A 26,200-nucleotide genomic window follows, 5' to 3' on the forward strand; every position below is an offset into this window, starting at 1 on the left:
TTTTGACGTGTTACAATCGCGTTTTTCATTATATTGTAAGCTCTTTGCTGCAAAACCAAAAGAAAATGATACCTTTGTAAACTATAAAAAGGAAAGAAAGCATGCTAATTAGAATTTATCCGGAAAATCCGAACCCCCGTGAGATGGTCAAGGCCCTCAAAATGCTGAGAGACGGTGAGTTGATTATTTATCCTACCGACACGGTATATGCCATAGGATGCGATGCCCTGAACGTACGGGCGGTGGAGAGGATTTGTGCACTGAAGGGAGTGAATCCACAGAAGAGCAACTTGTCGATTATTTGCTATGACTTGTCCAACATCAGCGAATATGCGCAAGTCAGCAATGCTGCTTTCAAACTTTTGAAGAAAAACTTGCCGGGGCCGTTCACGTTCATTCTGCCCACGAGCAGCCGGCTTCCTAAAATATATAAGAATAAGAAAGAGGTGGGTATCCGTGTGCCGGACAATAGTATTGCGCGTGGATTGGTGGAGGGATTGGGGAATCCACTCCTCACGATGTCGGTGCATGATGAGGACGAGATTATCGAATACTCTACCGATCCTGAGTTGATTCATGAGAAATACGAAGGCCGTGTGGCTTTGGTCATTGACGGGGGATATGGAGGTAGCGAGGCTTCAACGGTGGTGGACTGTGTGGACGATGCTTTCGAAATTGTCCGGCAAGGCAAAGGAGAACTTTTGTTTTAGAAAGTCATACTTTTACGGAATTGTTGGGGGGATAGTCCGGTTTGTTTTCGGAAAAAGGTACCGAAGTAAGATGCGTTGGGGAAGTGTAGGTCATTGGAGATTTCCTGGATGTTCTTTTGGGTATTTTTGAGCAGTGAAATGCTTTTGCAGATAATGGACTTGAATACGAGTTCTTGTACGGTGTATCCACAAATAGATTTAGATAATGCGGAAAGGTATTTGGGGGACAAGCATAATTTGTCAGCGTAAAAATCCACGCTTCTTTTTCGGGTGTAATGTTGTTCTATGAGTTGGATGAGGCGCATGAATATTTCGTTTTTGTGACCGATAGAATCTAATTTGGCGACAAGTTTACGATTGTAGATGGAACAGAGGCGATGGGTCAGGGCTAATAAAAGCAGTTTTTGTTCATAAAGGTTGAATGAATCGTTTTCAGTGTGCAGGGTACTATTGAGCAGGTGCATATAGCGGATAACTTCAGCTTCTTCTCCAGTATTCCAGACATAGCAGGGTTCCGGCACGAATTTCATGTAGAGGTACATGGATACGACTAAGTTTCCCATGATGTTACGAAGTGTATCTGTTTTGTAGATGAGGATGAAAATCTTCAAGTCATTGGTGGACTGTAATGCGCGGAAAGTTGAATTCTCCGGGATGAAGAGCGTCTCGCCTGCTTGTGCTTGAAAGTCTTTTTGGTTCAGTGAAAATGAAAAATGTCCTTGCAGGCATACAATTAACCCGACTCCGTTTGTTTCAAACGAGGTCTTTAAAATCGGGGGGAAATCAGTGAGAAATCCTTCCGAACTGCAAATGTTATGTCCTGCAGTTAAGCTGCGGTTTAGTTGGACTAAACGTTCTTTATGGTTTTCCATACATGGCTTGCTAAACTTTTCGCTAAGTTAGCAATTTTCGTTTGGGATACGGTATGATTAAGGTGAAAATTGTGCAGAAAAGGCAAGCATAGAGTGTCCACCCCGCCATTTCTTTGACGGCCGAAAGTGTGGCTTGTACCTGAATGCGGCCTTTGGTGGAAGTTGCCGCCATATTGATAGCTTCCGCTTTGCTTTTCCCTTGGTAGTACATTCCCTGAAGTGTGCCGTTGAACGAGGTAGAGGCATCTGGATTTAGCATGTCTACGTTTTGAGCGTAACGTGTAATGTAATGTTGTTGCCGTTCTTGTAGCAAATTGCTGTAGACAGCTCCCCCTATGCTAGGTGCTAACACCATCCGTACGGTGAGCATTGTGCAAATCCACGTGGACAAGTATTTGTAGGGCATACGTTGGGTGGCATACGTTGGGATGAGGGAGTATAGCATCATCATTCCAGTGGAGCGTATGATGACGGGGTATTTCATCCGTTCGTATAGTCCGGCGCTTTGAACCTCGAAATACATGAACATGGCTGAAAGTCCGAGTAAGAGGAAACCTCCGGCAAACAGGTATTTGAAGTGCACGCCTTTTACGCTCAGCCCGATGGTGAGCAGGCCGCCGATGGCGTAACCCGCCATGCACCAGTTGCCTAACGTGGCGTTTTGCCAATTGTCCAATTTCATGCCGATGCCGGTGAATACGTTGACAAACATGGCACTGGAGTTAAGGAACATGAGCAGAAAATAGAAAAGGATGCCCATACGGATGGTGCGCAGGCGCAATACTCCCAAGATATAATAGGGATTGCGGTGCATGCTTTCCAAATATATGAATAGTCCGGCTGATATTACTCCCCCCACTGTGGCCCAACGGATGGTCGGGTCGTCATACCAATCCAAGACTTTCCCGTAGGTCATGATGTAGGTGAAGCACAGCAGCATGGTGCAGAGTACAGTTGCATTGCCGAACTGTCTCATGTTGATGGGGAAGCGGTGGCTTTGGAACTTGTGATAGGGCATGGTGATGAAAATCACCAAGATGCTAAGCAACAGCATACCCATCATGAAGTAGTAGACATATTGCCATTCGTATTCAAAAGCCATCCAAGCAGTGATAGAGGTGCCAATCTGTCCCAAAATCATGAAGAACAAATAGATTGCAGGTTGGGCGGCACTACGTTCAATGTCAAGTTTGTCCCAACCGTTTGCTGTTTCGGGTTCCATGCCCGGGGTGATTTTGAGATAAGCTTCAATGCCTCCTGCGTAAAGAATCAGTGTGAATAGGTTAACCATCATAAGTACCATGCGTAGGAATCCCATGAGCAGGCTGCACAAGGCTAATAAAAATACACTGTCGGTCTTGGCGCAGATGAAACTGAAGATATACATGAGCGAGAAGCCGGCGAGGCACATCATTTTCTCACGTCGGATGAGGACCAGGCGGTAAAGGAAAGGTGCAAAGGCAGCCATGCCGATAGAGGTGGCAAAGTTGGTGAATTGGATGTGTTCGGAGATAATGCCTAATCCGCTCATCATTTCGGTACTGTTGACAGAGTATACTCCTCCTGCCGTGAGAATGGGTAGGAACAATAATACCAAAATGAGGATACCGAGAGGTTTGGGTACCCAATTATAGAACGGATAATTTTTCGGATAAGAAGGCATAGGCTCAGAATTTAGCTTTTACGATGACCATCATGCCGGCCGCCAGTTTTTCGTTGTCTTCTTTCGATAAGTTGGTGAAGTCTATCCGGACCGGAATCCTTTGTTGTATTTTCACGAAGTTGCCGGCTGAGTTGTCCGTCGGAACCAAAGAATACTTGGAGCCGGTGGCACCGGATATGGCGGTGATTTTACCGCTGAAAGTCTTTTGGCTCACTGCATCTACCGTGATGGAAACTTCTTGTCCGACCGAGAGGTTTTCTATTTGCGTTTCTTTGTAGTTGGCGACGACCCATTTTTGCGTATCAGGCAAGATATAGGTAATTGTCTGTCCGGCACTGATATATTGCCCTTCTTCCAAGGCCCTACGTCCCAATTTCCCGTCACACGGGGCTACGACTACGGTATAGGAAAGGTTCAATTTGGCCATTTCTAATGCGGCTGTGGCTCGTTGTATCGCCGCTTCTGCGCTTTGGCGGCGGTGCGATACTTCGTTCACGCCGGAGAGGGCGGCCATGCGTTGGCGTTTGGTAGCTTCCAATTTTTTGCGGGTAGCCTCATATTCGGTCTCAATCTGTTCCAATTGGATGGGGGTGGCGGCATTACGTTTTACCAAATTTTCATAGCGTTGGCGGTCTTTTTCCAATTTGGCCAGACGGATTTCTATTTCCGAAATGGATGCGTCATATACGGAAGCGGTGTTTTGGGTGGTCTGTAAGCTTGCTCCGATGATGGTTTGTCCGGCTAAGGCGTCTTTTAGTGCGGCTTCGGCTTCCATTACTCTGATTTTATATTCACGGTCGTCCAAAACCAATAGCGTATCGCCTTTGTGTACGTCTTGGTGTTCGGTGAAATAGATTCTTTTGATATATCCCGATGCGCGTAGGTTTACGGGGGATATATATTGTTCGATTTGTGCGTCGTTGCTGGTTTCCGTGTGTTTGTATCCGATGAAGAGGAAAATGACTTCGATGACCCCCCAAACCATGACGGCAATACCCAACAGGCTGACGGCAATCTGCCAACGTCTCACTTTTCTTAGTTTTTGGGCTTTTTCCTGATGAGTCCCAGTTGTCTTGTTCGTATCTGTTGCTTCCATTTTTACAATAGGGTTTATGTTTTTTATTTAACTAAGGAGTCCAATTGTCCGCTCAGTTTCATGAGCGTGAGCCGGGTAATCCGGTAGTTGTAATGCGCGCTGATATAGTTGTTTTGTGCTTCGCTCATCCGCATCTCGTCTTGTAGGACTTCTGTCATGGAAGCGATGCCTTCCCGATAGCGGTCGGAGGTGACTTCGTAAACATCTTCGGCCAACAAGTAGTTGTCTCTTTGTTTTTTGAAATTACGTTGATTGTTCAGCAGGTCACTGGTGGCGTTCAGGTACTGGGTTTGCAAGTTTTTCCGTGTGTCTTCTTGGGTAAGTTTGATGTTTTCAATATCCAAGAGGGCTTTACGTTTCTTGTAACGTTTGTCCAAACCGTCAAAAATGGGCACACGTAATGAGAGCCCCAGGCTCAGGGCATCGTACCAGTGGTTGGACGGGCCAGAGTGAAACCAATGGTAGCCTTTGTCTGTATATGCTGAATACATCCAGCTTCCGCTCAGGCTAAGTGAAGGTATATAGCCGTGGTTGATTATTTTTTTCTGTTGCTCTGCCAGGCGTTCTTGGGATTGTAGCATTCGGAGTTCGTATAAGTCTTCAGACAGGCCGTTGAACGAGTCTTGTGAAATCGTTTCGGTGTTGGCCGGGACTAATGCAATTTCTTTTTCTTCCGGATAGTCGAGAATGTATTTCAGCATGTTGAGCTGTTGGATTAACATGGCTTGTGCGTTGTCATATTGCACTTGAAGGTTCTCTAAGTTGATATTGACGCGTTTGACATCTACGTCCAATGCCATGTCATTGTCGTAAAAGGCTTGTGTGATGTCTCTCAGTTCTTCCAATCGTGCGATATTGGCCTTGATGAGTGAAATCTGTTCCGTTGTGGTTTGTCCCAGATAATATATTTTGCAGATTTGCATGATGAGGTCTTCGCGTGCTTTTCCGTATGATAAGCGGCTGATCTCATCCATGGTTTTAGCGATGGATACGGCTGTATAGACCGTTTGGTTGTAGAGGGGCATTTGTAATTGTACGCCCGCATTGGCACTGTATTGCAGGGTGTGGGTCACGTTATAGGGTACACCGTACGATGAGCCGTCCGTTACGGAAACCGGAGGTCGCGGGTTGTCGTTGAAATTTGCGAATCCGTTGATTTGCGGCAAGAGTTTAGCCCGGTTTTCAGAGATGCCGTACTGGCTTTTCCGGATTTCGTTCCGTCTGTTTTGTAAGGACAAGTTGTTTTCGATGCCCCATTGCAGGCAACGTTCTAATGTCAGGGTCTCTTGTGAGTTCCCTTTGGCAATAGGCAGGCAAAATATAGAAAATATGAACAATAGCCTTTTCATGATGTTTCCCCTATGTTTGTCGCAAAGTTAGCGGCTTATGGATAAACAGGGGTATTCATAAATAGGTCTTTTATGTTCATATTTACCTTTTCTTGTTCAGCCTTATACCTATTATATAATAGTGTGGGATATGGCGAAGTATTTCGGCTTTCATTTCCGGGTCTATTTCGTTTTCACCGCAGAAACGGAAGAAGGTCGTGCCCGGTTCAGCCCATGCCGAGCCATATAGCAAGAGGGGTATTTTCATTTCATCGGCTGTTTGTATGGCATGGAAGGCAAATGGTCGTGTATGGTAGCTGTAGAAATCCCGTCCGTCGGCAGGATGTAAGGTGAATCTGAAACCTTGCGTGCCGACGTTGGGGCAAGATATGCGGATTTCTGCAGTGGAATCGTTCTTTTCATCTTGTCGTATATAAATGGAAATCTCCTTGATGTTGTCCCACTCTTTTTCCCCGTTAGGGATTTTGTAGGCCTTCCGGAAACCTTCCTTGTGTTCTTCCGGTATTTCGTCTAAAGAGCAGATATTCTTTCCCAAATCAAAGTGGTGTGTTCTGCCTGTTTTTTGGTGGTTTTTATATTCATCCACGTAGATTTCCATTTGATATGTGGCATCGAGGAACTGGCTCACATCGAAACGGTGTATGTGGATGTCCATGTCTTCGAGCACATTGAGTACATCCTGCAATTGAGTTTCCATGTGCTTTACTGTATGTGTGGTTTGAGCTTGTATGGTGGTAAATAAAGACATACATAGCAATCCAACAGATAAAAATCTTTTCATATTTTAAATTTTATGTGATATCCTTTATTTTTCTAATTCTTCTATTAGCGTCTTTATCATCAAACTGTGGTCGCGGAAGTCGTTACGCAGCTTGTATGCCCCCGACTTGTCCACCAACACGTAGGAGGGGATGCCGTCTATCTTGAATTTGTCGCACAGGTAGTCCCATTGTTCCTGGTTCAGGCGGTAGTGCAAGCCTTGGATGTCCGGAATCATGGTTTTGTATTTCACGATGGGAGAGGTTTCGTTGGCAATGTAGATCCATACGAGGTCATCGCTTTTCAGACTGGAGGATTTGAGCGGTTCGTTGGCTTGGATGGCTGCACGGCACGGGCCGCACCAGGTATTCCAGAAGTCCACGAGCACCACTTTGCCTTTGTGAGGGGCGATGAGGGCGTCGAACAACCGTTCTTTGGGCACGTCGGGCGTGGTTTCCACTTTCGACTTGGCTTCCACTGCGGCCAGTTCGTCTTTGGCCTTCTTTTGCATGAGGGTGAACGCTTCGAGGTAGAACGGGTTGTCCATGGCTTTCATTTGGGCAAAGTCCGCATCGGTGAGCGCGACATTCTCCGCTTTGGCTGGGTAACCGGCGATTTGGCGCAAGTCCTTTACCAGTCCTTTTGGGATACCGGCCAGTTGCGGCCAGTCGAAAGAGGATGAACTGGCGGCACGCACATAGTCCGAAAGGTAGATTCCCATCAAGAGTTTGGAATCGTTGATGTCAAACAGTTGGCAGATGGTCTTGGCATCCTCCGGTTTCAGCGGTTCGATACCTTCCACTTTGAAGTTGTAATCCCATTGATGGTTTATGTATCGGTAGTTATGTTCGCGCAGGTAATTGCCTTGTGCCATGGCCGAGAAGGCATCCTGTCGAAGAGCGAGCAGTTTCATTTCCTTTTTGAGCGGAGAAAGGTTGCTTTGGGCGATGCTGTCTTCGAGAGCCTTGTAGGTGTCCACGACATGGGCGGCATATTCGGCCGAGGTCATGCGGTAGTCTGCAAATTCTCCAGTAAGCAAGTTCATGCCATAATAAGGACTGTTGTCTAATTGGTTGTCGATGTTATTCAGGTTGGCATACGTGCCCGAGGAATAGAGTCGTTGGAAAGTAGCCGGATATGTCGTTTTTTTCTTTTCCTCACGGCGGAGCGAAAGGTAATACCCCAATACACGCATGTCCACATACAGTTCAGTCGTTTCGCCTGGAGCCAGCCATGCGCTTCCTGCTGCACTGTTGTTGAGGACTACGGCTGCTTTCGCCGTACCGCATTGCAGGAAACTGAACGAAGCCTTGCCGGTTTCGGGGTCGATGGTGGCTGTATAAGGCTGTTGCGTCCCGAAGAGGGTGTTGACATAGAGGTTGGCCTCTTTGCCTAATTCCGGACGATAATGCAGGAAATGGACGTTGACGGTCGTGGTGCCCGTTTTGAAAATCGGTTCGGGCACTTCCGCATCCCAGTCGACCAACCGCAAGCTTTCGGGTACGTCGTCCGGTATGTCGAATGTTTTTTTCCCCGTCAGGTCTATCCCGAAGAGCTTGAAACAGTCCTCGCAGTCGGATTCGATAAAGTCGAATGATGTCGTGCCGGAAGGGAGCGGTTCGAAGCAGAGGGTAAATGAAGCTTCGCCCGATTCGGGCATCCAAAACAATGAATCCGGAGTGATTCCTTCGGCACCGGTCAGCATATACCGTTTTCCTCCGGCTTGCAGGTACGACTCCGAAGAAATGCGAATCCAGTTGTGGGGACGGTAATACGCGTCGGTGTGCAGGATGGTAGCCGAGTCCGTCAGTTCTACCTTTGCAATGTCAAGTGCGTTGGTATTGGCCGTTTCAATCAAAGGGTATTCCACCGCTTTGTTGTTCGGGCCACAGGACGTGAGCCATGCCAAGAGAGTCAGTACGCCCGCTCCGGTTCTCCACTTGGGAGCATGCATAAAGAAATGATTCATGATATTGATGTTTAAAAAGGGGATGCCCTTTTGGATAATCAGGCATCCCCCGGTTAATATTTTCAGGTATAGGCGCCTTTATTGTTTCACCAACGTCAACGCTTCCGCGCCGTTTTCATCCAACAGGGCAGCCGTATGCTCGTCTTTGACGATAAAGCTTCTCACTTTGTTCATGGCTTCCAGCACTTTGCCTTCTACCGTCATGCCCGGGCCGGCCATCATCGTGGAAAGCAACTTGTCGAACTTCAGTGAAGCGGGTTTTTCCTTTTCCTGTTCGATGCCCCCGTTTACGATGTTGCATCCGGCATTGCCGTGCAATGTCTTTTTGTCGGCATTGAATTCAAGGAACGGTGTTTTCTCCGTTTTTTCGATATCTTCTACCGCTTCGTCGTAGACCTTCGTGATATTCCATTTGCCGTTCAAGGAAGCCAAAGTGGCGGCGGGACGTTTGCTCAGTGTGAACAGGGCGTTGCCGTTGCCGTCTGTCAGGGTCAGTTCTTTTTCCGTACCTTTATAACCGGTCACATTGCCCAAAGCTTCCAATACGGCACGTTCGGTTGCCATGTCGCTGCAAAGCATCCGTGTGGAAGCCACTTGCCCGAAAGACAAGCGTCCGGCTTTGTCTTTATCCACTTGGATGGACCCCATGATGCGGTTGCACCCGGCACAGCCGTATATCCGGTTCTCTTTCATGTCCATTCCTATATATGGTTCTTTGTCGGCTATAGCCTCTTTGCCATTTACGGTAATGATATTCCATTCGCCCTCCAAAGCACTGGTTTGTAGGGTGTTCTTGCTGCTTCCGCAACCACTTGCTAAAATAATGGTAAGAATGGCTATTCCCATTGCGCTTGATTTTTTCATTTTCATTTTTGAGTTGATTTAGTATTGTAAATTGCAAATATACCTCTTTTTCCTTGTATCCTCATCTTTTTAAGTTGTTTTAATTTACAGGAACGATTGTTTTCTATTGTGAGGGGCCGGAGAAATTTTCTGTGTAAAAGCGTTGTGCTGATTGGCCCGTTTCAATCTCCTTTGATTGAAAAATCGTTTGGCTTAGAATGAAAAATTGTTTGGCTTAGATTGATTTTCCGTTCTGCTGAGTTTGAAATTAAGGTCTTTGGATGTCGTATAATTTGTTCATAATGAGTGATTTAAAATAACTTTGCGTTGGAATGCCGATTTGCATCGGAAAAATGTTATCTTTGCAGAGGCGTTTGTGAAAACAAGGTGTGAAAAATACTGATAAATAAAGATGGGAAAAACAAGATATATGCAGGCTGACGAAGCCTTCTTCAAGCTTCTGCGTTTAGGAATCGGGACGTGCCACGACCGTGACGTGGCTTTAGACAAGGACGGATGGGCGGCAGTGTATGACATGGCTTGCAAACAAGCCGTGGCTGCCATCGTGTTGGATGGCGTGGAGCGTTTATCCGTCATCCAGAAGCCTCCGGTGGATGTCGTGATGCCTTGGATCGGACTGGTGCAGCAAATAGAAACACGCAACCGCAGGCTCAACCGGACGCTCGTGATGGTGTATGACAAGTTTTTGAAAGAAGGAATGGGCACTGTCCTGCTGAAAGGACAGGGTAATTCCTTGTTTTATCCCCGCCCGCTGCATCGCACGCCCGGCGACATCGACCTGTGGATGAACGACGGACGCAAGATGGTGGTGGATTATGCCCGGAAGTATTGCCCCGGCGTGGAGGTGGTTTATCATCATGTGGACTTTCCCGTATTGAAAGAGGCTGAGATTGAATTGCATTTTACGCCTTCATGGATGAACAGTTGGGGGATGAACCTCAGGCTACAACGTTATTTTAAGGAATGGAAAACGTTGTCATTGCTCCATAAGGTGCAGTTACCCGAACGGGTGGGCGAGGTGGCCGTGCCCACTTTGGCGATGAACCGTGTGTACCTGTTGGTGCATGTTTACCGTCATTTGTTCGATGAAGGCATCGGTTTGCGCCAATTATTGGACTACCACTTTGTGCTGAGGCAACCCTGTTCCGAAGCGGAGCGGGAGGAAGCCGTGCGGTGCTTGGAGCGTTTGCATCTCAAACGTTTTGCCGGCGCGGTGATGTATGTATTGCAAACGGTTTTCGGGCTAGAGGAAGAACATCTGTTGGTGCCGTCATCGCCCGGACGGGGGCAGCGCCTGTTGGCCGAAATCATGAAGGCCGGAAATTTCGGGCAACATGATGAACGCATCCGGCATGATGCAAATGAGACACCTTTCGGCCGTTTCCGTCGCAAGGTGTCGCGCAACATGGGATTCCTGACGGATTATCCCGGTGAAGTCCTTTGGAGTCCTTTGTTTAAAATATGGCATTACGTGTGGCGGTCGCGTCACGGTTATTTTCCGGCAAAGAAATAATCGGGCAACGGCTTGCGGTTCACTTTTGTTTCCGATAAGTCAGAAGAGCCTTCAAGGTTTCGATGTCTTCGGGCAACGTAAGCTTGAAGTTGAGTTCGGAGCCGGATGAGATGTAGAGTTTTTTTAGAGGGAAAACTTCCGTAATCAGGGTATACAGGGATTGGCTGCGGCTGATTCGGATTTGGCTTGCCCTGCGGAAGGCTTCTGTCAGGTCGTTCAGGCTGAAGGTTATCGGGGTCTGTGCGCGGTGCAGAAGCTCACGTGGAATGCACCTTTCCGAAGAAATACTGTCGGGGCTTACCATGTAAGCCTCTTGGCTACGGACGGCAGTGACGGCATTTCCATGCGTGCGGAAAGTGTCCAGGTTGAGGCTGATGATTTCGTCAGATACCAAAGGGCGTACGGCTTCGTGGGTCAGGACGGTAGGGTTCTGTTCCCCCAGTTCTGCATATAGGCCTGCGATACCGTTTCTCAGGGAGTCGATGCTAGTGTCTCCGGCCGGGAACAGCGTATGCAGCTTGCTTATTCTGCCGTTTCGAGCCGTCGTTTTTACAAAATCGTTCCATTCCGGATTGCAGACCACATAAATACGGTCGATTTCGTGATGGCGTTGGAACGCTTGCAGGGTGTAGGAGATGACCGGCTCACCTGCAATCTCTATGAATTGTTTGGGGCGGTCGGTGTGCATGCGGAAGCCATGTCCTCCGGCTAACAGTAATACGACGTTGAGTGGCTTATCCATTTTCTATCTCCTTTGTGAACCGGTCACAAAAAGTTTCATGTACATGGCGGGTGTAGTAACGCAAGGCTTCGAGTACGATAATCTCGAAAACGAAGAAGAGCCAGGGCATGTCGATAAACAGCGATACGAACAGTACGATAACCCGTGTATCGAAAGTCAGGATGTTCGTGTATTTCATCAAAGGAAGGCTCGCTGTACGGAATCGTTCTTTCAACGTTTGCGGTACCTCGTCCGGATAACGTTGCTGGACGAGGGCATAGAACTTTTGGAATTTGGGCGTTTGCCGCTCTTGTCCCCGCGTGTAGTTTCCATAAAAATAGAGGTATATCTTGTGAAACCATTCCTTGCGGTTCCAGGGTAACGATCGCATCAGGGCGCGTTGTTGGGCATAGTTGTCCAATTCGCTTCCCGATGCCCCTTTGAGGAAATAAAGGTGGATGTTGCGGTAATAGTCGGCCACGGCACATTGTTTGGCATGGCAGTGGAAACCGGAGAAAGCGGCCATCAGCCAAATCCATATCCCCCATGGTTGCCCCCACGGAGCCGGTTCGCCAGTGAGGCGCAGGCACAGGAAAAAATAAATGGAGAAGAACCATACGTCGCCGGCAAAGCCGTCCAAGATACGTCCGATTAGCGTTTTCTGCCCCGTCATGCGAGCCAGTTGCCCGTCGGCGCAGTCGTACCAGTTGGCCCATATCAGAAGAAACATACCGATGAGGTTCATGTACAGGTCGTCCCACCAGAAGAAGTAACCGGCCAATGCTCCGATGACGATGGAGAGCAGCGTGACGGCGATGGGATGGATATGTAGTTTCTTGAACAGCAAAGCCCAAAGATAACCCGGAGTGCGCGTGACGTAAAGTTCGAACGTCCCTTCCGTGTCTTCTGATTTCAGCGTGTCTTGTACACGTTCTTTCAGTGTGGATGATGTCATATTTTGTGAGCCTCCTAAAGTTCTAGTTTTCCCTTTCTTTCTAAAAGTGTTGCAATATTCGTAAAAAAAAGCGGAATCTGCAAGCTGTCAGGGGAAAAAGGCCGGAATAAAAGAACGAAACCTTTGTTTTTGTGGGTATTTTACGTAAAAGGCGAGAGGAAAACGCAAAATGAGGCAAGGGGATAGAGAAGAGGCATTTGGGGAGGTTTGTCGGTTTTCTTGAAACACCATGGTCTTTTATGGCTCCGTATCTGAAGTAGGGACTGCACTGTCCCGATTGGGGTTTTGTCTTTCCCGTTTCAGGTAAATCATGTCCTTCAGCAGTATGCCTCCTTCTATGATGGGATGGTCATAGTGCCGGGTGAAGAAATCGGGCAGGGTGTGTGAATGGGTAAATCCGCAACTACGGTAAAATGGTAGAGTTAACGGGCTGTTGCCCGTGCCGACCAACAGGGTGTGGCAGTCTGCATAGTAATGCCATACGTGCTCCACCATCATCCGTCCGTAACCTTTGCGTTGGCAGGCGGGAGCTACGGCAAGGTTTTTAAGTTCATAAACTCCTTGTTTTTCGCGAGTGACTACGGCTACGGCTTTTGCTTCGCCTCTTTCTTCCATGATGAACAAGTCGCCTCGTTCTATATAGCGGTCTATCATCGATTCTTGTTCATCGGCCAGAAGCAATAGGTATAGGAAACGTTTCTTGTCGGATTTTACAAGTCGGATATGCATGGTTTTTCTTTCGTTGGTCGGGTGGTAAGGATTGGTTTCCATTGATTGGTCAAATGAAGGCGGTTTTTATAAAGACTTTGGGAGGGTGGATGGCGTGTTGGAGGACGTTAAGGAGAGGCAGAGGCTTTCTTCCGTCTCGATGTTATCCTATCGGAAAGGAGACGGGTAGTGGCGCAACTCGTTTCTGAGCGTGCCGGATTGCCGTTGGGTCACTTTGTCCATTAAGGTCCAAAAGCGAGGGCCGTGGTTCATCTCTTGGGTGTGGCAAAGCTCGTGGAGCAGTACGTAATCGGATAACCGAAGAGGGAGAATCATCAGATATAGCGACAGGTTGATATGTCCTTTGTTGGAGCAGCTTCCCCAACGTGTACGGGCCGAATTGATGCTGAGCCGGGTGTAATGGAATCCGTGACTGGAAGCCAATTCCTCAATCCGTGGCAGTAGTATGGCCTTGGCTTGCTTGCGCAATGCCTCCGTGACGACCTTGAAAAGCCAAGGTTGCAAGTGTTCGAAATCCGTTTGCGGAGGATAGATGATTTCCACGCGGTGGGGAGTATGCCGGATGAAAAAGTCCTGCCGCTGTCCCTCTGTAAATGTGAGGGTCAGTTGGTCGGTAGTTATCTTAAAATTACCGTCTATCATCATTTTGTTGGGTTTGTCATGAAGGCATATCACGGTTCCAAAATCCCCGCCAAACGTTTCTTGCGGTTAGAATCGTGGCGGGGAAGTCAGGCATTTAATATGTGTAACTTTGCCTATTTCTTTTTGAAGACATCCAGATTCCATTCAGCATGCCATGGAATCGTAATTTTGTTGGTCTGCTTGTCAATCATCATAGGCAACCAAATGTAACGGCTGTCTTGCAGATCTTTCTTTTTCCACATGTCGAAGCACGCGATATAGGCATTTTTCTTGCCCTGCACGGGGATGACGAAAGTGCTTTGTCCGTAGAATGTCTTTTCGGCATCCGGTCCCGTACAAGGGTCTCCCAAAACTGTCCACTCTCCCATGATGGAATCGGCTACAGCTAATTCAGCACTGTTGGGATCCCAACCGGTGCAACCGCTAGAAAGCATATAATACTTATTTCCGTGCTTGAAGACGGCAGGTGCTTCTCTTGCCATGCCGACAAAGCGGCGTACGTATTTTCCGTCCGGTTTGGTGTAATCGTCGGTCAACCGGTTGATGTGCATGGTTTGGTTTTCTTCCGATGAAGAGAACTGGTAAGCAGTTCCGTCATCGTCTACGAATACGGTTTGGTCACGGCTCATCGTACCGTTCGGACGGAATCCGTCCAGATATTTAAACGGACCTGTCGGTGAATCAGCGATGGCCACACCGGCTTCAGCCTTGCTGTAATCCGGGCTGTCTATGTGCATCCACATGACAAACTTTTTGGTCTTTTTGTTGTAAACTACCTTGGGACGTTCGAGTACTTGCGTCGGGTGGATGTCGCTGTTAGGGTCGTCGGTAATGGCTTTCAAGGCCACTCCTTCGAATTTCCAATTCAGTAAGTCTTTACTGGAGTAGCAGCTTACTCCGGTTACGTCCGTACGATAGCGTTCCCAAGTCGCGTCGGCGGGCAGGACAGTCTTGCCGACCTTGTATTCACCGTACCAATAGTATGTACCTCTATGGTATAAGATACCGCCTCCGTGAGCGTTGATGGGGTTGCCTTCCGTGTCGTTCCAAACTTCTTTGGGACGGAAGAACTCGTTTTTTTGTGCCTGAATGTGTACTGTTCCCAATGCACATACGGCCACTGCAGCAATTACAAATCTTCTCAACATAATATAATGGCCAGGTTTATAAAATTAGAATTCGCTTCAAAGATAGTATAATCTTGAGTAAAAATCAAGGTTTGGGCATGCAAAATCCGTAAAAATGAAAAAGGGCCACCTCCACAGGCAGCCCTTTTCGTCGTTAGTATGTTATGAAAAAATTTGAGAGAATTGAAACTTCACAGTTTCATTGCGTTTTATTAAGCACTAACTTGTTTATATAGAAAAAGCATAAAATGTTCCATTAATCTTGTTTGAGTGTCCCCGATGAAAGCATTTTCATGAACCGATCGTCCATATCTCCTGTAAGATTGACGATGGTCAGTGTTTTCTCATCCGGATTCAGGTTCAGCACTACCAGTTCCCGTATCACTTCATCGTGTTTACGGACAAAGATTTTATTGTTTTGTCCGGGTTGGTTCTCTACCCACGGGGTAAATCTGTTTTTGTTCTTTTCTATGAGATGTTCGGCTTTTCGGAAAAACTTCTCACTTTGTTTTGTTGCCGTGATGATTCGGGCACTTTTCAGTTTGGAAAGGAGATATCCCGGAACCTCTTCATCTCTGTCTCCATTCGGGGCCGTCATGGTGTCCACGAGTTTCTCCATCATTTTCGGACTGACAGTCTGGCATTGTATTTCACCGTTTTCCTTGGAACATTGTTCCATGAACTTAGACGCAAAATCCTGCCCCCACGTGTGGATTGAACATGCTATTAACAATAAGCAAAGAACGCGTTTCATTTTATTGTTCTTTTTGTGCCTCTTTAGGCTGCATTTGCAGGAGAGAATCCTGTTTGGATGCTTCGCTCAGGCTTTGCGACACCATTTGTAAGGCATCGGATATCTGATTGTAAGCCATTTCCGGATCATTGTATGAATCCTGGTAATTCTCATAGTTATAGTCATTCTCCACGGCGGCTTCACGGTGGAAAGAACTTTGTGCAGCATTGCCTAACGTGAGGATGATGGCTACGGATGCAGCGGCTTTGTAGAGGGGCATCATCCGGCGTACCCACGTGATTCTACGTGCTTTCACCGGTTCGTCCTTCTCTATGTGCGCCATGATTCTTGCGTCAAAATTCTCACCCAATTTTATTTCCTGCCACATCTTTTCGCTTACAAAGAGTGGCTTGTAAGGCATGAGGTGGCTTGGTATATGGGTTTGGTTGAAGAAGGTTTTCAGTATGGCTTCTTCTTCCAATGAGGTTTCGCATCGCCAATAGCGTTCCAGAAGTTGTTCTATGTACTTATAGTCCATATCCTTGTATTTCTGTGTACTTTTGCTTGATTCGTTGTCTGGCACGGAACAGATAGACTTTCACCTGTTCTTCGCTCAGATTCAGAATCGCTGCAATCTCTTTATAGCTTTTGCCTTCTATTTCTCTCAGTTGGACGATGTCCTGTTGGGCTTGCGGCAATTCCTTCAACAGTTTTTGGAGAAGTCCGAGCCCTTCACGAGCCGTCAGGCTGTCGTATGGAGTGGAAGTATCGGGGCGGCTATGCAGGCTTTCGTCCAAGACGATATGCTGCGCTTCTTTTTTTTCGCTTCTGTCCAAGGAAAGGTGCCTGCAAATGGTCAGGCAATAAGCTTCGATAGAGTTCAGTTGCGACCATTCGTTGCGTTTGTCCCACACCCTTATCAGTGTTTCTTGAACGATGTCTTCCGCTTCTGCCGTGTCGAATGTGATACGAAGAGCCAACCGATAGAGTTTGTCTTTCAGGGGCAATATATCGTTCCGAAAACTGATTTCTTTCATCTCTCTGTAATAATGACGGGCGAGTGCCTGAAAAGTTACACTCACCCGCCATTTTTTTTGAAATATTTTTTTCGTCTTGTCCTATCTCTCTATAACTGTGCCGGATACGCCGTCGATAGCTGTGGCTAAAGTGATAATGACTTTGCTTACTCCGGCATGGATGGCTTCAAATGAGTTTTCCAATTTCGGAATCATTCCGCCTTGTATGATGCCTTCCTCCACATAACGTTTAAATTCGCTTTCGTTGATATGAGGGATGAGGCTGTCATCGTCTTCTGCGTCTCTCAATACGCCTTTCTTTTCAAAACAGTACATCAGGGTGACATCGAACGCATCGGCCATGGCTTTGGCGGTTTCCCCGGCAATGGTGTCGGCATTGGTATTCAGGATATGTCCCTGCCCGTCGTGCGTCAAGGGAGCCATGACGGGCACGATGCCTTTACGGACCAGGTCGGCCAGAAGCGTACCGTTAACTGCGTCTACATCTCCTACGAAACCGTAGTCCACATCCTTCACCGGACGTTTGTGGGAACGTATCACATCCATGTCGGCACCGGTCAAGCCTAAGGCGTTGACACCTTGCGCCTGAAGGCGTACCACGATGTTTTTGTTGACCAGTCCGCCATACACCATGGTGACTACGTTCAGCATGTCTGCGTCCGTGACGCGGCGACCGTTGATCATTTGGCTTTCTATTCCTAATTGGGCTGCGACTTTGGTGGCAGAACGTCCTCCGCCATGTACTAAAATCTTATTGCCTTCAACGGCCGTGAAAGCTGCCAACAGTTGGCGGAGCGAGTCTTCTTCCTCTACGATTTTGCCGCCCACTTTGATGATGGTGAGTTTCTCTTTCATGTTCATTCCAAATAAGTATAACCATAAAGTCCCGAGCGGTAGTTGTTCAGGAACTCTTTACCCTCTTCGAGCGAAATCTTTCCGCTTTGGATGGATTTGGAAACCCATACTTCAAGGCGGCGGACCAGTTTCTTCGGTTCATATTGGACGTATTCCAACACCTCGGCCACGGTTTCACCGTCGATGATTTGGTCGATGGCATATCCTTTGTCCGTCACGGAAACATGCACGGCGTTGGTGTCGCCGAACAAGTTGTGCATGTCGCCCAATATTTCTTGGTAGGCACCGACCAGGAACACGGCGAGGTAATAGTTCTCGCCTTTCTTCAACGTATGCACCGGCAGGCTGTGGGAAATATGGCTGTTGGTCACGAAATTGGCGATTTTCCCGTCCGAATCGCAGGTGATGTCCTGTATCGTGGCATGCGTGTTCGGGCGTTCGTCCAACCGTTGTATCGGCATGATGGGGAAGAGTTGGTCTATGGCCCATGTGTCCGGCAGGCTTTGGAACAGCGAGAAATTGCAGAAATACTTGTCTGCCAACAGCTTGTCGAGCGACATTAGTTCTTCCGGTATATGTTTCTGTGTCTGCGCCAACAGGTTGACTTCACGTGTGACGCTCCAATACATGCTTTCGATGTCGGCACGTGTCCGTAGGTCTACGATGCCGTGGCTGAACAGGTCCAGTGATTCTTCCCTGATTTGCTGGGCGTCGTGCCAGTTTTCCAGAAGGGTGCGTGGGTTCAGGTTGTCCCAAATCTCATACATGTCCTTTACCAGTTGGTGAGCTTCCGGCGAAGGCTCGAAATTCTCGTCCATACGGGGAAGGGAAGCGGTTTCCAGTACTTGCATGATGAGCACCGAATGGTGGGCAGACAGCGACCGTCCGCTTTCCGTAATCAGGTTCGGATGCGGAAGGTTGTTTTTATTGGCCGCATCGACGAAAGTATAGATACAGTCGTTCACATATTCCTGGATGGAGTAGTTCACAGAACTTTCGCTATTGCTGGAGCGTGTACCGTCGTAGTCTACTCCCAGTCCGCCGCCGCAATCCACGAACTCCACATCATAACCCAAATGATGGAGTTGGATGTAAAATTGCGAAGCTTCGCGCAGGGCGGTCTGTATGCGGCGTATCTTGGTAATCTGGCTACCGATGTGGAAATGGATAAGCTTCAGGCAGTCTTTCATGCCTTTGGCTTCCAACATGTCGAGCGCTTCCAACAGTTCACTGGATGTCAGGCCGAACTTGCTGGCGTCGCCGCCACTTTCTTCCCATTTCCCGCTGCCAGACGAAGCCAATTTGATACGGATGCCGATATTGGGCCTTACGTTGAGTTTCTGGGCAACCTCGTAGATTGTGTTCAGCTCGTTGAGTTTCTCTACCACTAAGAAGATGCGTTTGCCCATCTTTTGGGCCAATAGGGCCAGTTCTATGTAATTATGGTCCTTGTAACCGTTGCAGATGATGGGAGAGGCTGAGTCGGTATTGACGGCAATGACTGCATGCAGTTCCGGTTTGGAACCGGCTTCCAGGCCCAAGTTGAATTTCTTGCCATGGCTGATGACCTCTTCTACCACGGGACGTATTTGGTTGACCTTAATGGGATAAATGATGAAATTCTCTCCTTTGTAGTCATATTCCTTGGCTGCCTTCTCAAAGCAGTTGCTGGTTTTCTCGATACGGTTGTCCAGGATGTCGGGAAAACGGACCAATACAGGCGCCGACATGTCCCGGATGGCCAATTCATCCATCAGTTCCCTCAAATCGACTTTCACGCTATCCTTTCTCGGGGTTACGTAAACGTGTCCTTTTTCGTTGATTCCAAAATAGTTGACTCCCCATCCGTTGATGTTGTACAATTCTTCGGAGTCTTCAATACGCCATTTTCTCATTACGTTCTTTATAGGTTTAATAGTTCACGAAGCAAACGGACGGAGTCCTTTATTTTATCGTAGTTCTCTAATAAATTGACATCTAATGTATATTGTGCCCGGCTATAAAAGGGTTCGCGTACCGCGAGGGAATCCCGGATATATTGCTTCATTTCATCCTCCGTTTTGTCTTTCAGCAGGGGGCGTTCCACTTTTCCCATTTTCAGATGTTGGAACAACACGTCGGGAGAGGCTTTCAAGTATACCGTCTGGGCCTGCCGGTTCATGTATTCCATATTGTCGAAAAAGCAGGGCGTTCCTCCGCCGCAGGAGATGATGACATTCTCGAACTCAGCTACCTCGTGCAGGACTTTCTGTTCAATCTCGCGGAATCCGTTTTCTCCGTTTTCCGCGAATATTTGGGGGATGGTCCGGCGGTAGCGTTCTTCGATATACCAGTCTAAATCATAAAACGGGAGAGCCAGGCTTTGTGACAATGCCTTTCCTACGGTCGTCTTTCCGGCTCCCATGTAACCGATTAAGATGATACGTGTCATTTTTTCTTGCTATAAGTTCTTTTACGTGCCGTTGTTTTAGGTTTCTCGTCTTGTTCCTTGACCACGGCCATGCACTCCTCAAGAGTCAGCTCTTTGGCCCGTTCTGCCAAGGTCTTCGGCAAGCGGTAATTATTGCCTTTATAGGCGATATAAGGGCCGTAGCGCCCGTTGAGAACTTCCAATTCCGGTTCTTCTTCGAATTTTCTCAAATGCCGTTCCACTTCGGCCTTCCGTTTTTCAAGGATGAGTTTGATGGCCTCTTGGAGGGTGACACTCATCGGGTCGTTGCCTTTGGGAAGCGATACATATTTCTTGTTATGCAAGACGTAAGGTCCGAAACGTCCTGTACCGATGGATACGGTCGTGCCTTCGAAAGTGCCGAGGTCGCGAGGAAGTTTGAACAGTTCGAGGGCTTCTTCCAAGGTAATGGTTTCCAAGCTTTGCTCGTTCTTCATCTGGGCGAACCTCGGTTTCTCCTCGTCCTCTGCCGTTCCGATTTGCACCACCGGGCCGAAACGTCCGATTTTGACAAACACAGGCTTTCCGCTTTGCGGGTCTGTGCCCAACAAACGTTCGCCCACTTTATGCTCGGATTTGGCATTGAGGGTTTTTTCCACCTCCGGTTCGAAGTCGCCGTAGAAGTCTTTCATCATTTGCGTCCATTCCGTTTTTCCTTCTGCGATGTCATCAAACTTCTTTTCCACCTCGGCCGTGAAGTTGTAATCCATGATTTCGGGGAAATATTGCAAAAGGAAGTCGTTGACCACCGTCCCCACGTCTGTTGGGACCAGTTTGCCCCTTTCTGCTCCGATGACGGTTTGTTTGGCTTGTTGGCTGATGCAGTTTCCTTTCAACGTAAGAATGACCAGTTCCTTTTCTTCTCCTTCCTTGTCCCCTTTGGCCACGTATTCGCGTTGCTGTATGGTGCTGATGGTCGGCGCGTAAGTGGAAGGACGTCCGATGCCCAATTCTTCCAGTTTTTTAACCAAGCTTGCTTCGTTGTAGCGTGGAGGGGGTTGGGTGAACCGTTGCAGGGCTTGTATCTCTTTCCGTTCCAGTTGCTGCCCGGTCTCCATCGGGGGTAGCAGGTTGCCTTCAGCCGTTTCATTTTCGGGATCTTCGTCGAAACTTTCCCGGTATACCTTCAGGAATCCGTCGAATTTGATGACTTCTCCTGTGGCAACGAAAGCAGCGTCTTGCCCGCTTATCTGAATGGTAGCGGTGGTCTTTTCTATTTCTGCATCGGCCATTTGGGAAGCGACCGTACGTTTCCATATCAAATCGTACAAACGGCGTTCCTGTGGCGTGCCCTCTATTTCCGTCTGGTCCATATAGGTGGGGCGGATGGCTTCATGGGCTTCCTGCGCCCCCTTCGTTTTGGTATGGAATTGGCGGCTCTTGACGTAACGTTCGCCCATCAAATCCTTGATGACGGCCGTGCTGGCATTGATGCACAGCGAAGACAAATTGACAGAGTCCGTACGCATGTAGGTGATGCGCCCAGATTCATACAAGCGTTGGGCTATCATCATGGTTTGTGCCACGGTAAAACCGAGCTTGTGAGCCGCTTCCTGTTGTAGCGTGGAAGTGGTGAACGGAGCCGCCGGTGTACGCTTTTGCGGCCGGGTAGCGATGTCGCGGATGGTAAAGGCCGCGTCTTTGCAGTTTTCCAGGAAACGGGTGGCTTCCTCCTTGTTTTTGAAGCGTTGGTTCAGTTCGGCCTTGATTTCCGTGCCTTCCTTGCTATTGGCAAGCGTGAAAAGGGCTACTACGCGATAACTTTCTTCGCTTCTGAACTGTTGGATTTCCCGTTCGCGTTCCACAATCAGGCGTACGGCCACGCTTTGCACGCGTCCGGCCGAGAGCGCGGGCTTTACTTTCTTCCAAAGTACCGGAGAGAGTTTGAAGCCCACGATACGGTCGAGTACCCGCCGTGCCTGTTGGGCGTTTACCAGATTGAGGTCGATGTCCCTCGGGTGTTCGATGGCTTGCAGGATGGCAGGTTTGGTGATTTCGTGGAACACGATACGTTTGGTTTGTTCCGGTTTCAGGCCGAGCACTTCATACAAATGCCATGAGATAGCCTCTCCTTCACGGTCCTCATCGGAAGCCAACCAGACGGTTCCGGCATTTTTGGCTTCCGCTTTCAGTTCGTTCACCAGTTTGGTCTTTTCGGAAGGTATCTCATATTGCGGTGCGAAGTTCGTCGTGTCAATGCTGAACTCTTTTTTCTTTAAGTCACGGATGTGCCCGTAACTGGATAATACTTTGTAGTCTGCTCCCAAAAACTTTTCGATGGTTTTGGCTTTGGCAGGAGACTCCACGATCACCAAATTTTTCTGCATGGTCTGTACCTTTATAAAATTTCGGCAGCAAAAGTAGAAAAAAAAGATAGATTACACCTTATATATAACAATTTTTTTGAATAAATGGAATAGCATGCGCCAAGTCTCCCTTTGGGAGAGGGGATTAAGGGCATTGTGCCAACAGCTTTTCGATGCCTTTTCTCACGGATGCCAGACCGAAGTCTTCCGGGCGCAATTCTTTCATGGGAATCCACAACAGTTCGGCTGCATCGTCCATGGCATGGGCCAGGCTGCTGTCTGCCACCGTACAGTGGAAGAAACAATCTACGGTGTGTACCAGAAATCCGGAATACAGGTAAGTGTTGGGCAGGGAAAACAGAAATTCCGTGTGGGTTACTTCCAGTCCGGTTTCTTCTTTGACTTCCCGTGCTACTCCCTCCTCGCTGCTCTCGAAACAGTCTGAGAATCCGCCGGGCAGGTCGAGCGTGCCTTTGGCCGGTTCCTTTCCTCTCCGGCATGTCAGCAGTTCCTGCCGTTCGTTCAGGATGACCGCTACTGTAGCTGCACTTGGGTTGAAATAGTAAACGAAGCCGCAGTCTTCGCATTGTTTCGATTTTTCGTTATGCTCCACGAAGCGCGGTGAGCCGCACTTCGGGCAGAAGTGGAATTGTGCGAAAGGATGTTCGTGCATCATGATGACAGTCTGTTTTTTTAAGTTTATTTTCTCTTGGATTGCAAAGCTACGGAATAAATCCGGTTTGTCAAAACGTCAATTCTGGTTTTGAGTGGTTCGTTTATTCGCATTCCAACCGGAATTTCGTTGCAAATACGCGATTCTCGCACCATTGTGAGAAACCGAAGTGTCATTTCCAAAGGATTTTTTGCTTCCAAAAAGTCAGCCGGACCATGGTGTCCTACGCTCTTGGATGAGGGGTGTGTAAGCCCGCAGGGTGCTCCGCCTTGCAAAATGACATTGCATTTTTGTGCTTCTTTTCTCTCCAAATAGCGGAAAAAGAGGTGTTTTCAGCAGTTTGTTTTTCCGTTTTCAGGCGCGTTTTCCGCCGACATATGGATAACGGTATCCCGTCTTGCTGAGAAAAAAAACGTTTTCTCAGCCGAACGAAAAATTTCTCTCAGCCAAACAAAATGCCTTTTTGCTTAATGAATGCAAAAATATAGCCCCAATCCTAAAAATATGTATCTGGAAATCTCTTCATTTGCTCCTGTTTTGAATGCTTAACGGCTACTCGACCGTTCATGAAACACTCTCTTTTCTTTCATATTGTCCATGAGGGAGGTAAAAATGTTGTCATATTGTCAAATAAGAAATGTGCCGGTCTACTCCGGCTCGTGCGGTTGCCTGTCCGTCAAAGGTCGTGTGGGGCGGGCCGGTGCTGGCAGCCCTATTTCCATTCATAATATGTGGTGTCTTCTTCAACGAAATGTCCATGGTTGGAATGTGTACATGTACTGAATGAGATGAGTCCGTTTTCCATTCGGTAATTATAGACGAATTTTGTATCAGGGTTGCCTTCCGATTCCATTTTATAAGGCAAATTCTGCGGATGTTTGCCGAACCATCCGTATTGGGATAGGGGTGACCAATCCGAATTGACTCCGGGAAGGATGGAACTTGGCAGGTTGTTTGTCAAATGTGTATATGTGTAGATTGTACCATCCATACGCGTTATGTTTCCGTTTTCCCATTGGCAGGTGGTTTTTGGCCTAAACCGTCCTAAAACGGAAGTAATGAGTTGCCCGTTGTCGTCGTATTCAAAGTAATATGTCCATCTTCGCTTTCTTGTTCCGTTCACGCAGTCATTCCGTACGGCATATTCTATATTCATTTGTGGGTTCAGGTACAAAGTGTCTACGATGGTAATGTGCGATAATTGGGGAGCAATGTCCAAGTCTTCGTACCGGTAGTATTCACCGGTAGCTATGATGCGGTTATTTTCCGGTTCGTAACGGTAAAAGAATTCTATGGTGTCGGAAGTCGTTGAGTATCTTATTTGGGCAGTGAAATGGATAACTCGGCCGATGGAATCGTAATCGAATGTTTCAAAAAACGGATTGTGTGGATTGTTACTCCACATTTTGCTTAACCGCTTCGGTTTCTCTTTTTGGGGAAGTCCGAGTTCTGTGTCCGGAGTGTATGCCTCGTTGGGCGAGCAGTTGGCAAATAACAGAACTGTCAAAACTACCGTGCTGAATACCTTGTTCATAATATCATTTTAATTATGTCTTTACAACGAATAATCAGTTTTTTTAGTGTGGCATTCTGATGTTTTTTTCGTAGATTTGTCCATAACATTATGTTGGATATTCAAGGAAAGATACACGACCGTTATACCCTGGAGTTCAAGGTGGGGTATTCGCGCTACAGTCCTTCGGCTGCGGTGAGCGACTTCATGATGGATACGTGGATCTTCATTCCGGACTCCCTTTATATCAACGCCAAAACGTATCCCAAAAGTAATTTCTACCGGGACTTCCGGGCTTTGGTGCGCCTGATTACGCCGGTCTATACTTTGGAGGAAGTGGCCGACGAAGAAGCCCTGCCATTGTCGCGGCTGCAGATGTGTTGCCGAGAATTGGCGGAGGAACCTTCGGAAGAGCATGAAAAAACGTATGAACACCAGATAAAGATGTTCGGCAGTATCACTCGTAGTGCTTTGCGTACGGCAGCCATCGGGCTTTACCGCGAAACGAAAGTGAATGCCTTCAAGGTTCGCCTGGACGGCATTGTGCTTTTGTTGGCACGCATTATGGCTGCTTATCGGGAGATACCCCGTAAGGCCGGTCTTGACCGTGTGGCTTTCGAGTTGCGGTCGCGTTACGATTTGGGAGAGGAGTATCTGTGCCGTATGGTCAACATGCATCTGTTCCGTATCATGGAATATGCACGCGAGCATTTTCCGAAGGATTATACCCGTGTGGTGGCGGCTGCAGCAACCTATATAGATGGGGATTTGGCTTACCAGCGGGAGCGGGGATTTCTGTTGCCGGAGGAAGGCAACAGTGATAATAACCGTAATTTCCTGCACAGGGCCGGGCAACTGAAGAAGTACATCGAGAGCGATTTGTATATATTGGCAGACAAGAAAAGCAATACTTTCGTCCTTCAGCAAGTGTTTTTCATGTTGGCGGCCGGGCTGAGCATGGTTTTTGCCACGGTCGTTTCTTTTTCCTTCCAGCAGACTTACGGAAATTTCACCATGCCGCTTTTCATTGCATTGGTGGTGAGTTATATGTTCAAAGACCGCATCAAGGACCTGATGCATTATTGGTTCGCCAACAAGTTGGGCAGTAAGTTCTACGACTATAAAATCAAACTGGTGATGCACGGCGAGCCGGTGGGGTGGGGAAAGGAAGGGTGTGATTTTGTGAATGAAGAAAAATTGCCGCTCGAAGTGCGTGCGCAGCGTGGCCGTGTGTCGGAGTTGGAGGCCGGCCATTGTGCCTTGCGGGAGACGGTTATCGTGTACCGTCGCCGTATTTCCATATTGGATAAGCAGTTGAAGCATTTGAGTCATTACCCGTTGCAAGGGTTCAATGACATCATTCGTGTCAATCTGCGGGATTTCTTGCGGCGGATGGACAGTCCTCATGTACCGGTGTATATGAATGAAGGGAAAGGTGAGTTTCACACGCAGGCGGCCGAGAAGGTTTATTATGTCCATTTCATCATGCGCTACCGTTATCAGGGCAAGACTGGTTATCGTAGGTTTCGGATCACACTGACCCGCAGGGGCATCGGAGGCTTGATGGAGTGGTGAAACTTGTTTTTTTGAAATAGTTTGGAAGAATCGGATACGAAGTTTTTTCACGTACATTAAGAACCTGTTACGATGAAGTGCTGTCTCGGA

At 47.9% G+C, this 26,200-nt stretch carries 24 protein-coding genes; 3 read left to right on the top strand and 21 right to left on the bottom strand.

Annotation, left to right across the window (positions count from 1 at the left end; translation table 11 throughout):
* Window positions 1-101 precede the first annotated feature (101 nt).
* Window positions 102-710, top strand: a complete 609-nt coding sequence (locus tag E0E47_RS13075; protein WP_008627188.1) for an L-threonylcarbamoyladenylate synthase — start codon at window positions 102-104, stop codon at window positions 708-710.
* Here E0E47_RS13075 and E0E47_RS13080 read toward each other — a convergent pair.
* From E0E47_RS13080 to E0E47_RS13110, 7 genes are all read right to left on the bottom strand, one after another.
* The gene (locus E0E47_RS13080) at window positions 707-1,582 is read right to left on the bottom strand and encodes an AraC family transcriptional regulator (protein ID WP_130893925.1); all 876 of its coding nucleotides are present in this window, start codon (window positions 1,580-1,582) and stop codon (window positions 707-709) included. The genes E0E47_RS13075 and E0E47_RS13080 overlap by 4 nt on opposite strands.
* A 22-nt stretch (window positions 1,583-1,604) precedes the next feature.
* Complete coding sequence (locus E0E47_RS13085; RefSeq protein ID WP_130893926.1) at window positions 1,605-3,245, bottom strand: MFS transporter; 1,641 nt, start codon at window positions 3,243-3,245, stop codon at window positions 1,605-1,607.
* Between the two features lie 4 nt (window positions 3,246-3,249).
* On the bottom strand, window positions 3,250-4,341 hold the full coding sequence (locus E0E47_RS13090) for an HlyD family secretion protein (RefSeq protein WP_008627193.1): 1,092 nt from the start codon (window positions 4,339-4,341) through the stop codon (window positions 3,250-3,252).
* Between the two features lie 23 nt (window positions 4,342-4,364).
* Window positions 4,365-5,690 carry a TolC family protein gene (locus E0E47_RS13095; RefSeq protein ID WP_130893927.1) on the bottom strand — a complete coding sequence of 442 codons (1,326 nt, stop codon included), beginning with the start codon at window positions 5,688-5,690 and terminating at the stop codon, window positions 4,365-4,367.
* 82 nt (window positions 5,691-5,772) lie between these two features.
* Window positions 5,773-6,471 carry a DUF5041 domain-containing protein gene (locus tag E0E47_RS13100; RefSeq protein WP_130893928.1) on the bottom strand — a complete coding sequence of 233 codons (699 nt, stop codon included), beginning with the start codon at window positions 6,469-6,471 and terminating at the stop codon, window positions 5,773-5,775.
* 24 nt (window positions 6,472-6,495) lie between these two features.
* The gene (locus tag E0E47_RS13105; protein WP_130893929.1) at window positions 6,496-8,418 is read right to left on the bottom strand and encodes a TlpA family protein disulfide reductase; all 1,923 of its coding nucleotides are present in this window, start codon (window positions 8,416-8,418) and stop codon (window positions 6,496-6,498) included.
* 78 nt (window positions 8,419-8,496) lie between these two features.
* Window positions 8,497-9,264, bottom strand: coding sequence for an META domain-containing protein (locus E0E47_RS13110; RefSeq protein ID WP_232038440.1), 768 nt, complete (start codon window positions 9,262-9,264; stop codon window positions 8,497-8,499).
* Between the two features lie 409 nt (window positions 9,265-9,673).
* Here E0E47_RS13110 and E0E47_RS13115 point away from each other — a divergent pair, with 409 nt between their 5' ends.
* Entirely contained in the window at window positions 9,674-10,795 is a 1,122-nt protein-coding gene (locus E0E47_RS13115; RefSeq protein ID WP_008627202.1) for a nucleotidyltransferase domain-containing protein, read from the top strand.
* 19 nt (window positions 10,796-10,814) lie between these two features.
* Here the strand turns inward: E0E47_RS13115 and E0E47_RS13120 are convergent, their stop codons facing one another.
* The 14 genes from E0E47_RS13120 to E0E47_RS13185 all read right to left on the bottom strand — a co-directional run bounded on the left by E0E47_RS13120 (window position 10,815) and on the right by E0E47_RS13185 (window position 24,556).
* Window positions 10,815-11,537, bottom strand: coding sequence for an IspD/TarI family cytidylyltransferase (locus tag E0E47_RS13120; RefSeq protein ID WP_130893931.1), 723 nt, complete (start codon window positions 11,535-11,537; stop codon window positions 10,815-10,817).
* Window positions 11,530-12,471 carry a CDP-alcohol phosphatidyltransferase family protein gene (locus tag E0E47_RS13125; RefSeq protein WP_008627205.1) on the bottom strand — a complete coding sequence of 314 codons (942 nt, stop codon included), beginning with the start codon at window positions 12,469-12,471 and terminating at the stop codon, window positions 11,530-11,532. Before E0E47_RS13125 ends, E0E47_RS13120 begins: the two co-directional genes overlap by 8 nt.
* A 237-nt stretch (window positions 12,472-12,708) precedes the next feature.
* A complete protein-coding gene (locus E0E47_RS13130; protein ID WP_130893932.1) occupies window positions 12,709-13,200 on the bottom strand; it encodes a GNAT family N-acetyltransferase in 492 nt (163 codons plus the stop codon).
* 147 nt (window positions 13,201-13,347) lie between these two features.
* Window positions 13,348-13,845: a M48 family metallopeptidase gene (locus E0E47_RS13135; RefSeq protein WP_040602825.1), complete on the bottom strand. Its 498-nt coding sequence runs from the start codon at window positions 13,843-13,845 to the stop codon at window positions 13,348-13,350.
* A 110-nt stretch (window positions 13,846-13,955) separates the two neighbouring features.
* A complete protein-coding gene (locus tag E0E47_RS13140; protein ID WP_008627214.1) occupies window positions 13,956-14,990 on the bottom strand; it encodes a glycoside hydrolase family 43 protein in 1,035 nt (344 codons plus the stop codon).
* A 235-nt stretch (window positions 14,991-15,225) separates the two neighbouring features.
* Window positions 15,226-15,723 (bottom strand): DUF4252 domain-containing protein, encoded by a 498-nt coding sequence (locus E0E47_RS13145; protein ID WP_008627216.1) that lies wholly within the window; start codon window positions 15,721-15,723, stop codon window positions 15,226-15,228.
* Window position 15,724: 1 nt separating this feature from the next.
* Window positions 15,725-16,240, bottom strand: a complete 516-nt coding sequence (locus E0E47_RS13150; RefSeq protein ID WP_008627218.1) for a hypothetical protein — start codon at window positions 16,238-16,240, stop codon at window positions 15,725-15,727.
* Window positions 16,230-16,739, bottom strand: coding sequence for an RNA polymerase sigma factor (locus E0E47_RS13155; RefSeq protein ID WP_008627220.1), 510 nt, complete (start codon window positions 16,737-16,739; stop codon window positions 16,230-16,232). The genes E0E47_RS13150 and E0E47_RS13155 overlap by 11 nt, the downstream gene beginning before the upstream one ends.
* Window positions 16,740-16,820: 81 nt before the next feature.
* On the bottom strand, window positions 16,821-17,594 hold the full coding sequence (gene argB, locus E0E47_RS13160; RefSeq protein WP_040602826.1) for an acetylglutamate kinase: 774 nt from the start codon (window positions 17,592-17,594) through the stop codon (window positions 16,821-16,823).
* Window positions 17,595-17,596: 2 nt separating this feature from the next.
* The gene (gene speA / locus E0E47_RS13165; protein WP_130893933.1) at window positions 17,597-19,489 is read right to left on the bottom strand and encodes a biosynthetic arginine decarboxylase; all 1,893 of its coding nucleotides are present in this window, start codon (window positions 19,487-19,489) and stop codon (window positions 17,597-17,599) included.
* Between the two features lie 8 nt (window positions 19,490-19,497).
* Complete coding sequence (locus tag E0E47_RS13170) at window positions 19,498-20,025, bottom strand: shikimate kinase (protein WP_008627225.1); 528 nt, start codon at window positions 20,023-20,025, stop codon at window positions 19,498-19,500.
* Window positions 20,022-22,370, bottom strand: coding sequence for a type I DNA topoisomerase (topA, locus tag E0E47_RS13175; RefSeq protein WP_130893934.1), 2,349 nt, complete (start codon window positions 22,368-22,370; stop codon window positions 20,022-20,024). The genes E0E47_RS13170 and topA overlap by 4 nt, the downstream gene beginning before the upstream one ends.
* A gap of 124 nt (window positions 22,371-22,494) precedes the next feature.
* Window positions 22,495-23,025 (bottom strand): NUDIX domain-containing protein, encoded by a 531-nt coding sequence (locus tag E0E47_RS13180; protein WP_008627229.1) that lies wholly within the window; start codon window positions 23,023-23,025, stop codon window positions 22,495-22,497.
* A 709-nt stretch (window positions 23,026-23,734) separates the two neighbouring features.
* Entirely contained in the window at window positions 23,735-24,556 is an 822-nt protein-coding gene (locus tag E0E47_RS13185) for a DUF4595 domain-containing protein (RefSeq protein ID WP_130893935.1), read from the bottom strand.
* Between the two features lie 90 nt (window positions 24,557-24,646).
* On the opposite strand from E0E47_RS13185, the gene E0E47_RS13190 reads away from it, so the two are divergent.
* Window positions 24,647-26,110: a hypothetical protein gene (locus E0E47_RS13190; RefSeq protein WP_130893936.1), complete on the top strand. Its 1,464-nt coding sequence runs from the start codon at window positions 24,647-24,649 to the stop codon at window positions 26,108-26,110.
* The last annotated feature ends 90 nt before the right edge of the window (window positions 26,111-26,200 follow it).

Source organism: Paraprevotella xylaniphila YIT 11841 (genome assembly GCF_900683745.1).
Taxonomy (GTDB): Bacteria; Bacteroidota; Bacteroidia; order Bacteroidales; family Bacteroidaceae; genus Paraprevotella; species Paraprevotella xylaniphila.

Bases quoted from the DNA above. Each gene is read 5' to 3' on its own strand.
- E0E47_RS13075 (WP_008627188.1), top strand. From the start codon at position 102: ATGCTAATTAGAATTTATCCGGAAAATCCGAACCCCCGTGAGATGGTC.
- E0E47_RS13080 (WP_130893925.1), bottom strand. From the start codon at position 1,582: ATGGAAAACCATAAAGAACGTTTAGTCCAACTAAACCGCAGCTTAACT.
- E0E47_RS13085 (WP_130893926.1), bottom strand. From the start codon at position 3,245: ATGCCTTCTTATCCGAAAAATTATCCGTTCTATAATTGGGTACCCAAA.
- E0E47_RS13090 (WP_008627193.1), bottom strand. From the start codon at position 4,341: ATGGAAGCAACAGATACGAACAAGACAACTGGGACTCATCAGGAAAAA.
- E0E47_RS13095 (WP_130893927.1), bottom strand. From the start codon at position 5,690: ATGAAAAGGCTATTGTTCATATTTTCTATATTTTGCCTGCCTATTGCC.
- E0E47_RS13100 (WP_130893928.1), bottom strand. From the start codon at position 6,471: ATGAAAAGATTTTTATCTGTTGGATTGCTATGTATGTCTTTATTTACC.
- E0E47_RS13105 (WP_130893929.1), bottom strand. From the start codon at position 8,418: ATGAATCATTTCTTTATGCATGCTCCCAAGTGGAGAACCGGAGCGGGC.
- E0E47_RS13110 (WP_232038440.1), bottom strand. From the start codon at position 9,264: ATGGGAATAGCCATTCTTACCATTATTTTAGCAAGTGGTTGCGGAAGC.
- E0E47_RS13115 (WP_008627202.1), top strand. From the start codon at position 9,674: ATGGGAAAAACAAGATATATGCAGGCTGACGAAGCCTTCTTCAAGCTT.
- E0E47_RS13120 (WP_130893931.1), bottom strand. From the start codon at position 11,537: ATGGATAAGCCACTCAACGTCGTATTACTGTTAGCCGGAGGACATGGC.
- E0E47_RS13125 (WP_008627205.1), bottom strand. From the start codon at position 12,471: ATGACATCATCCACACTGAAAGAACGTGTACAAGACACGCTGAAATCA.
- E0E47_RS13130 (WP_130893932.1), bottom strand. From the start codon at position 13,200: ATGCATATCCGACTTGTAAAATCCGACAAGAAACGTTTCCTATACCTA.
- E0E47_RS13135 (WP_040602825.1), bottom strand. From the start codon at position 13,845: ATGATGATAGACGGTAATTTTAAGATAACTACCGACCAACTGACCCTC.
- E0E47_RS13140 (WP_008627214.1), bottom strand. From the start codon at position 14,990: ATGTTGAGAAGATTTGTAATTGCTGCAGTGGCCGTATGTGCATTGGGA.
- E0E47_RS13145 (WP_008627216.1), bottom strand. From the start codon at position 15,723: ATGAAACGCGTTCTTTGCTTATTGTTAATAGCATGTTCAATCCACACG.
- E0E47_RS13150 (WP_008627218.1), bottom strand. From the start codon at position 16,240: ATGGACTATAAGTACATAGAACAACTTCTGGAACGCTATTGGCGATGC.
- E0E47_RS13155 (WP_008627220.1), bottom strand. From the start codon at position 16,739: ATGAAAGAAATCAGTTTTCGGAACGATATATTGCCCCTGAAAGACAAA.
- argB (WP_040602826.1), bottom strand. From the start codon at position 17,594: ATGAAAGAGAAACTCACCATCATCAAAGTGGGCGGCAAAATCGTAGAG.
- speA (WP_130893933.1), bottom strand. From the start codon at position 19,489: ATGAGAAAATGGCGTATTGAAGACTCCGAAGAATTGTACAACATCAAC.
- E0E47_RS13170 (WP_008627225.1), bottom strand. From the start codon at position 20,025: ATGACACGTATCATCTTAATCGGTTACATGGGAGCCGGAAAGACGACC.
- topA (WP_130893934.1), bottom strand. From the start codon at position 22,370: ATGCAGAAAAATTTGGTGATCGTGGAGTCTCCTGCCAAAGCCAAAACC.
- E0E47_RS13180 (WP_008627229.1), bottom strand. From the start codon at position 23,025: ATGATGCACGAACATCCTTTCGCACAATTCCACTTCTGCCCGAAGTGC.
- E0E47_RS13185 (WP_130893935.1), bottom strand. From the start codon at position 24,556: ATGAACAAGGTATTCAGCACGGTAGTTTTGACAGTTCTGTTATTTGCC.
- E0E47_RS13190 (WP_130893936.1), top strand. From the start codon at position 24,647: ATGTTGGATATTCAAGGAAAGATACACGACCGTTATACCCTGGAGTTC.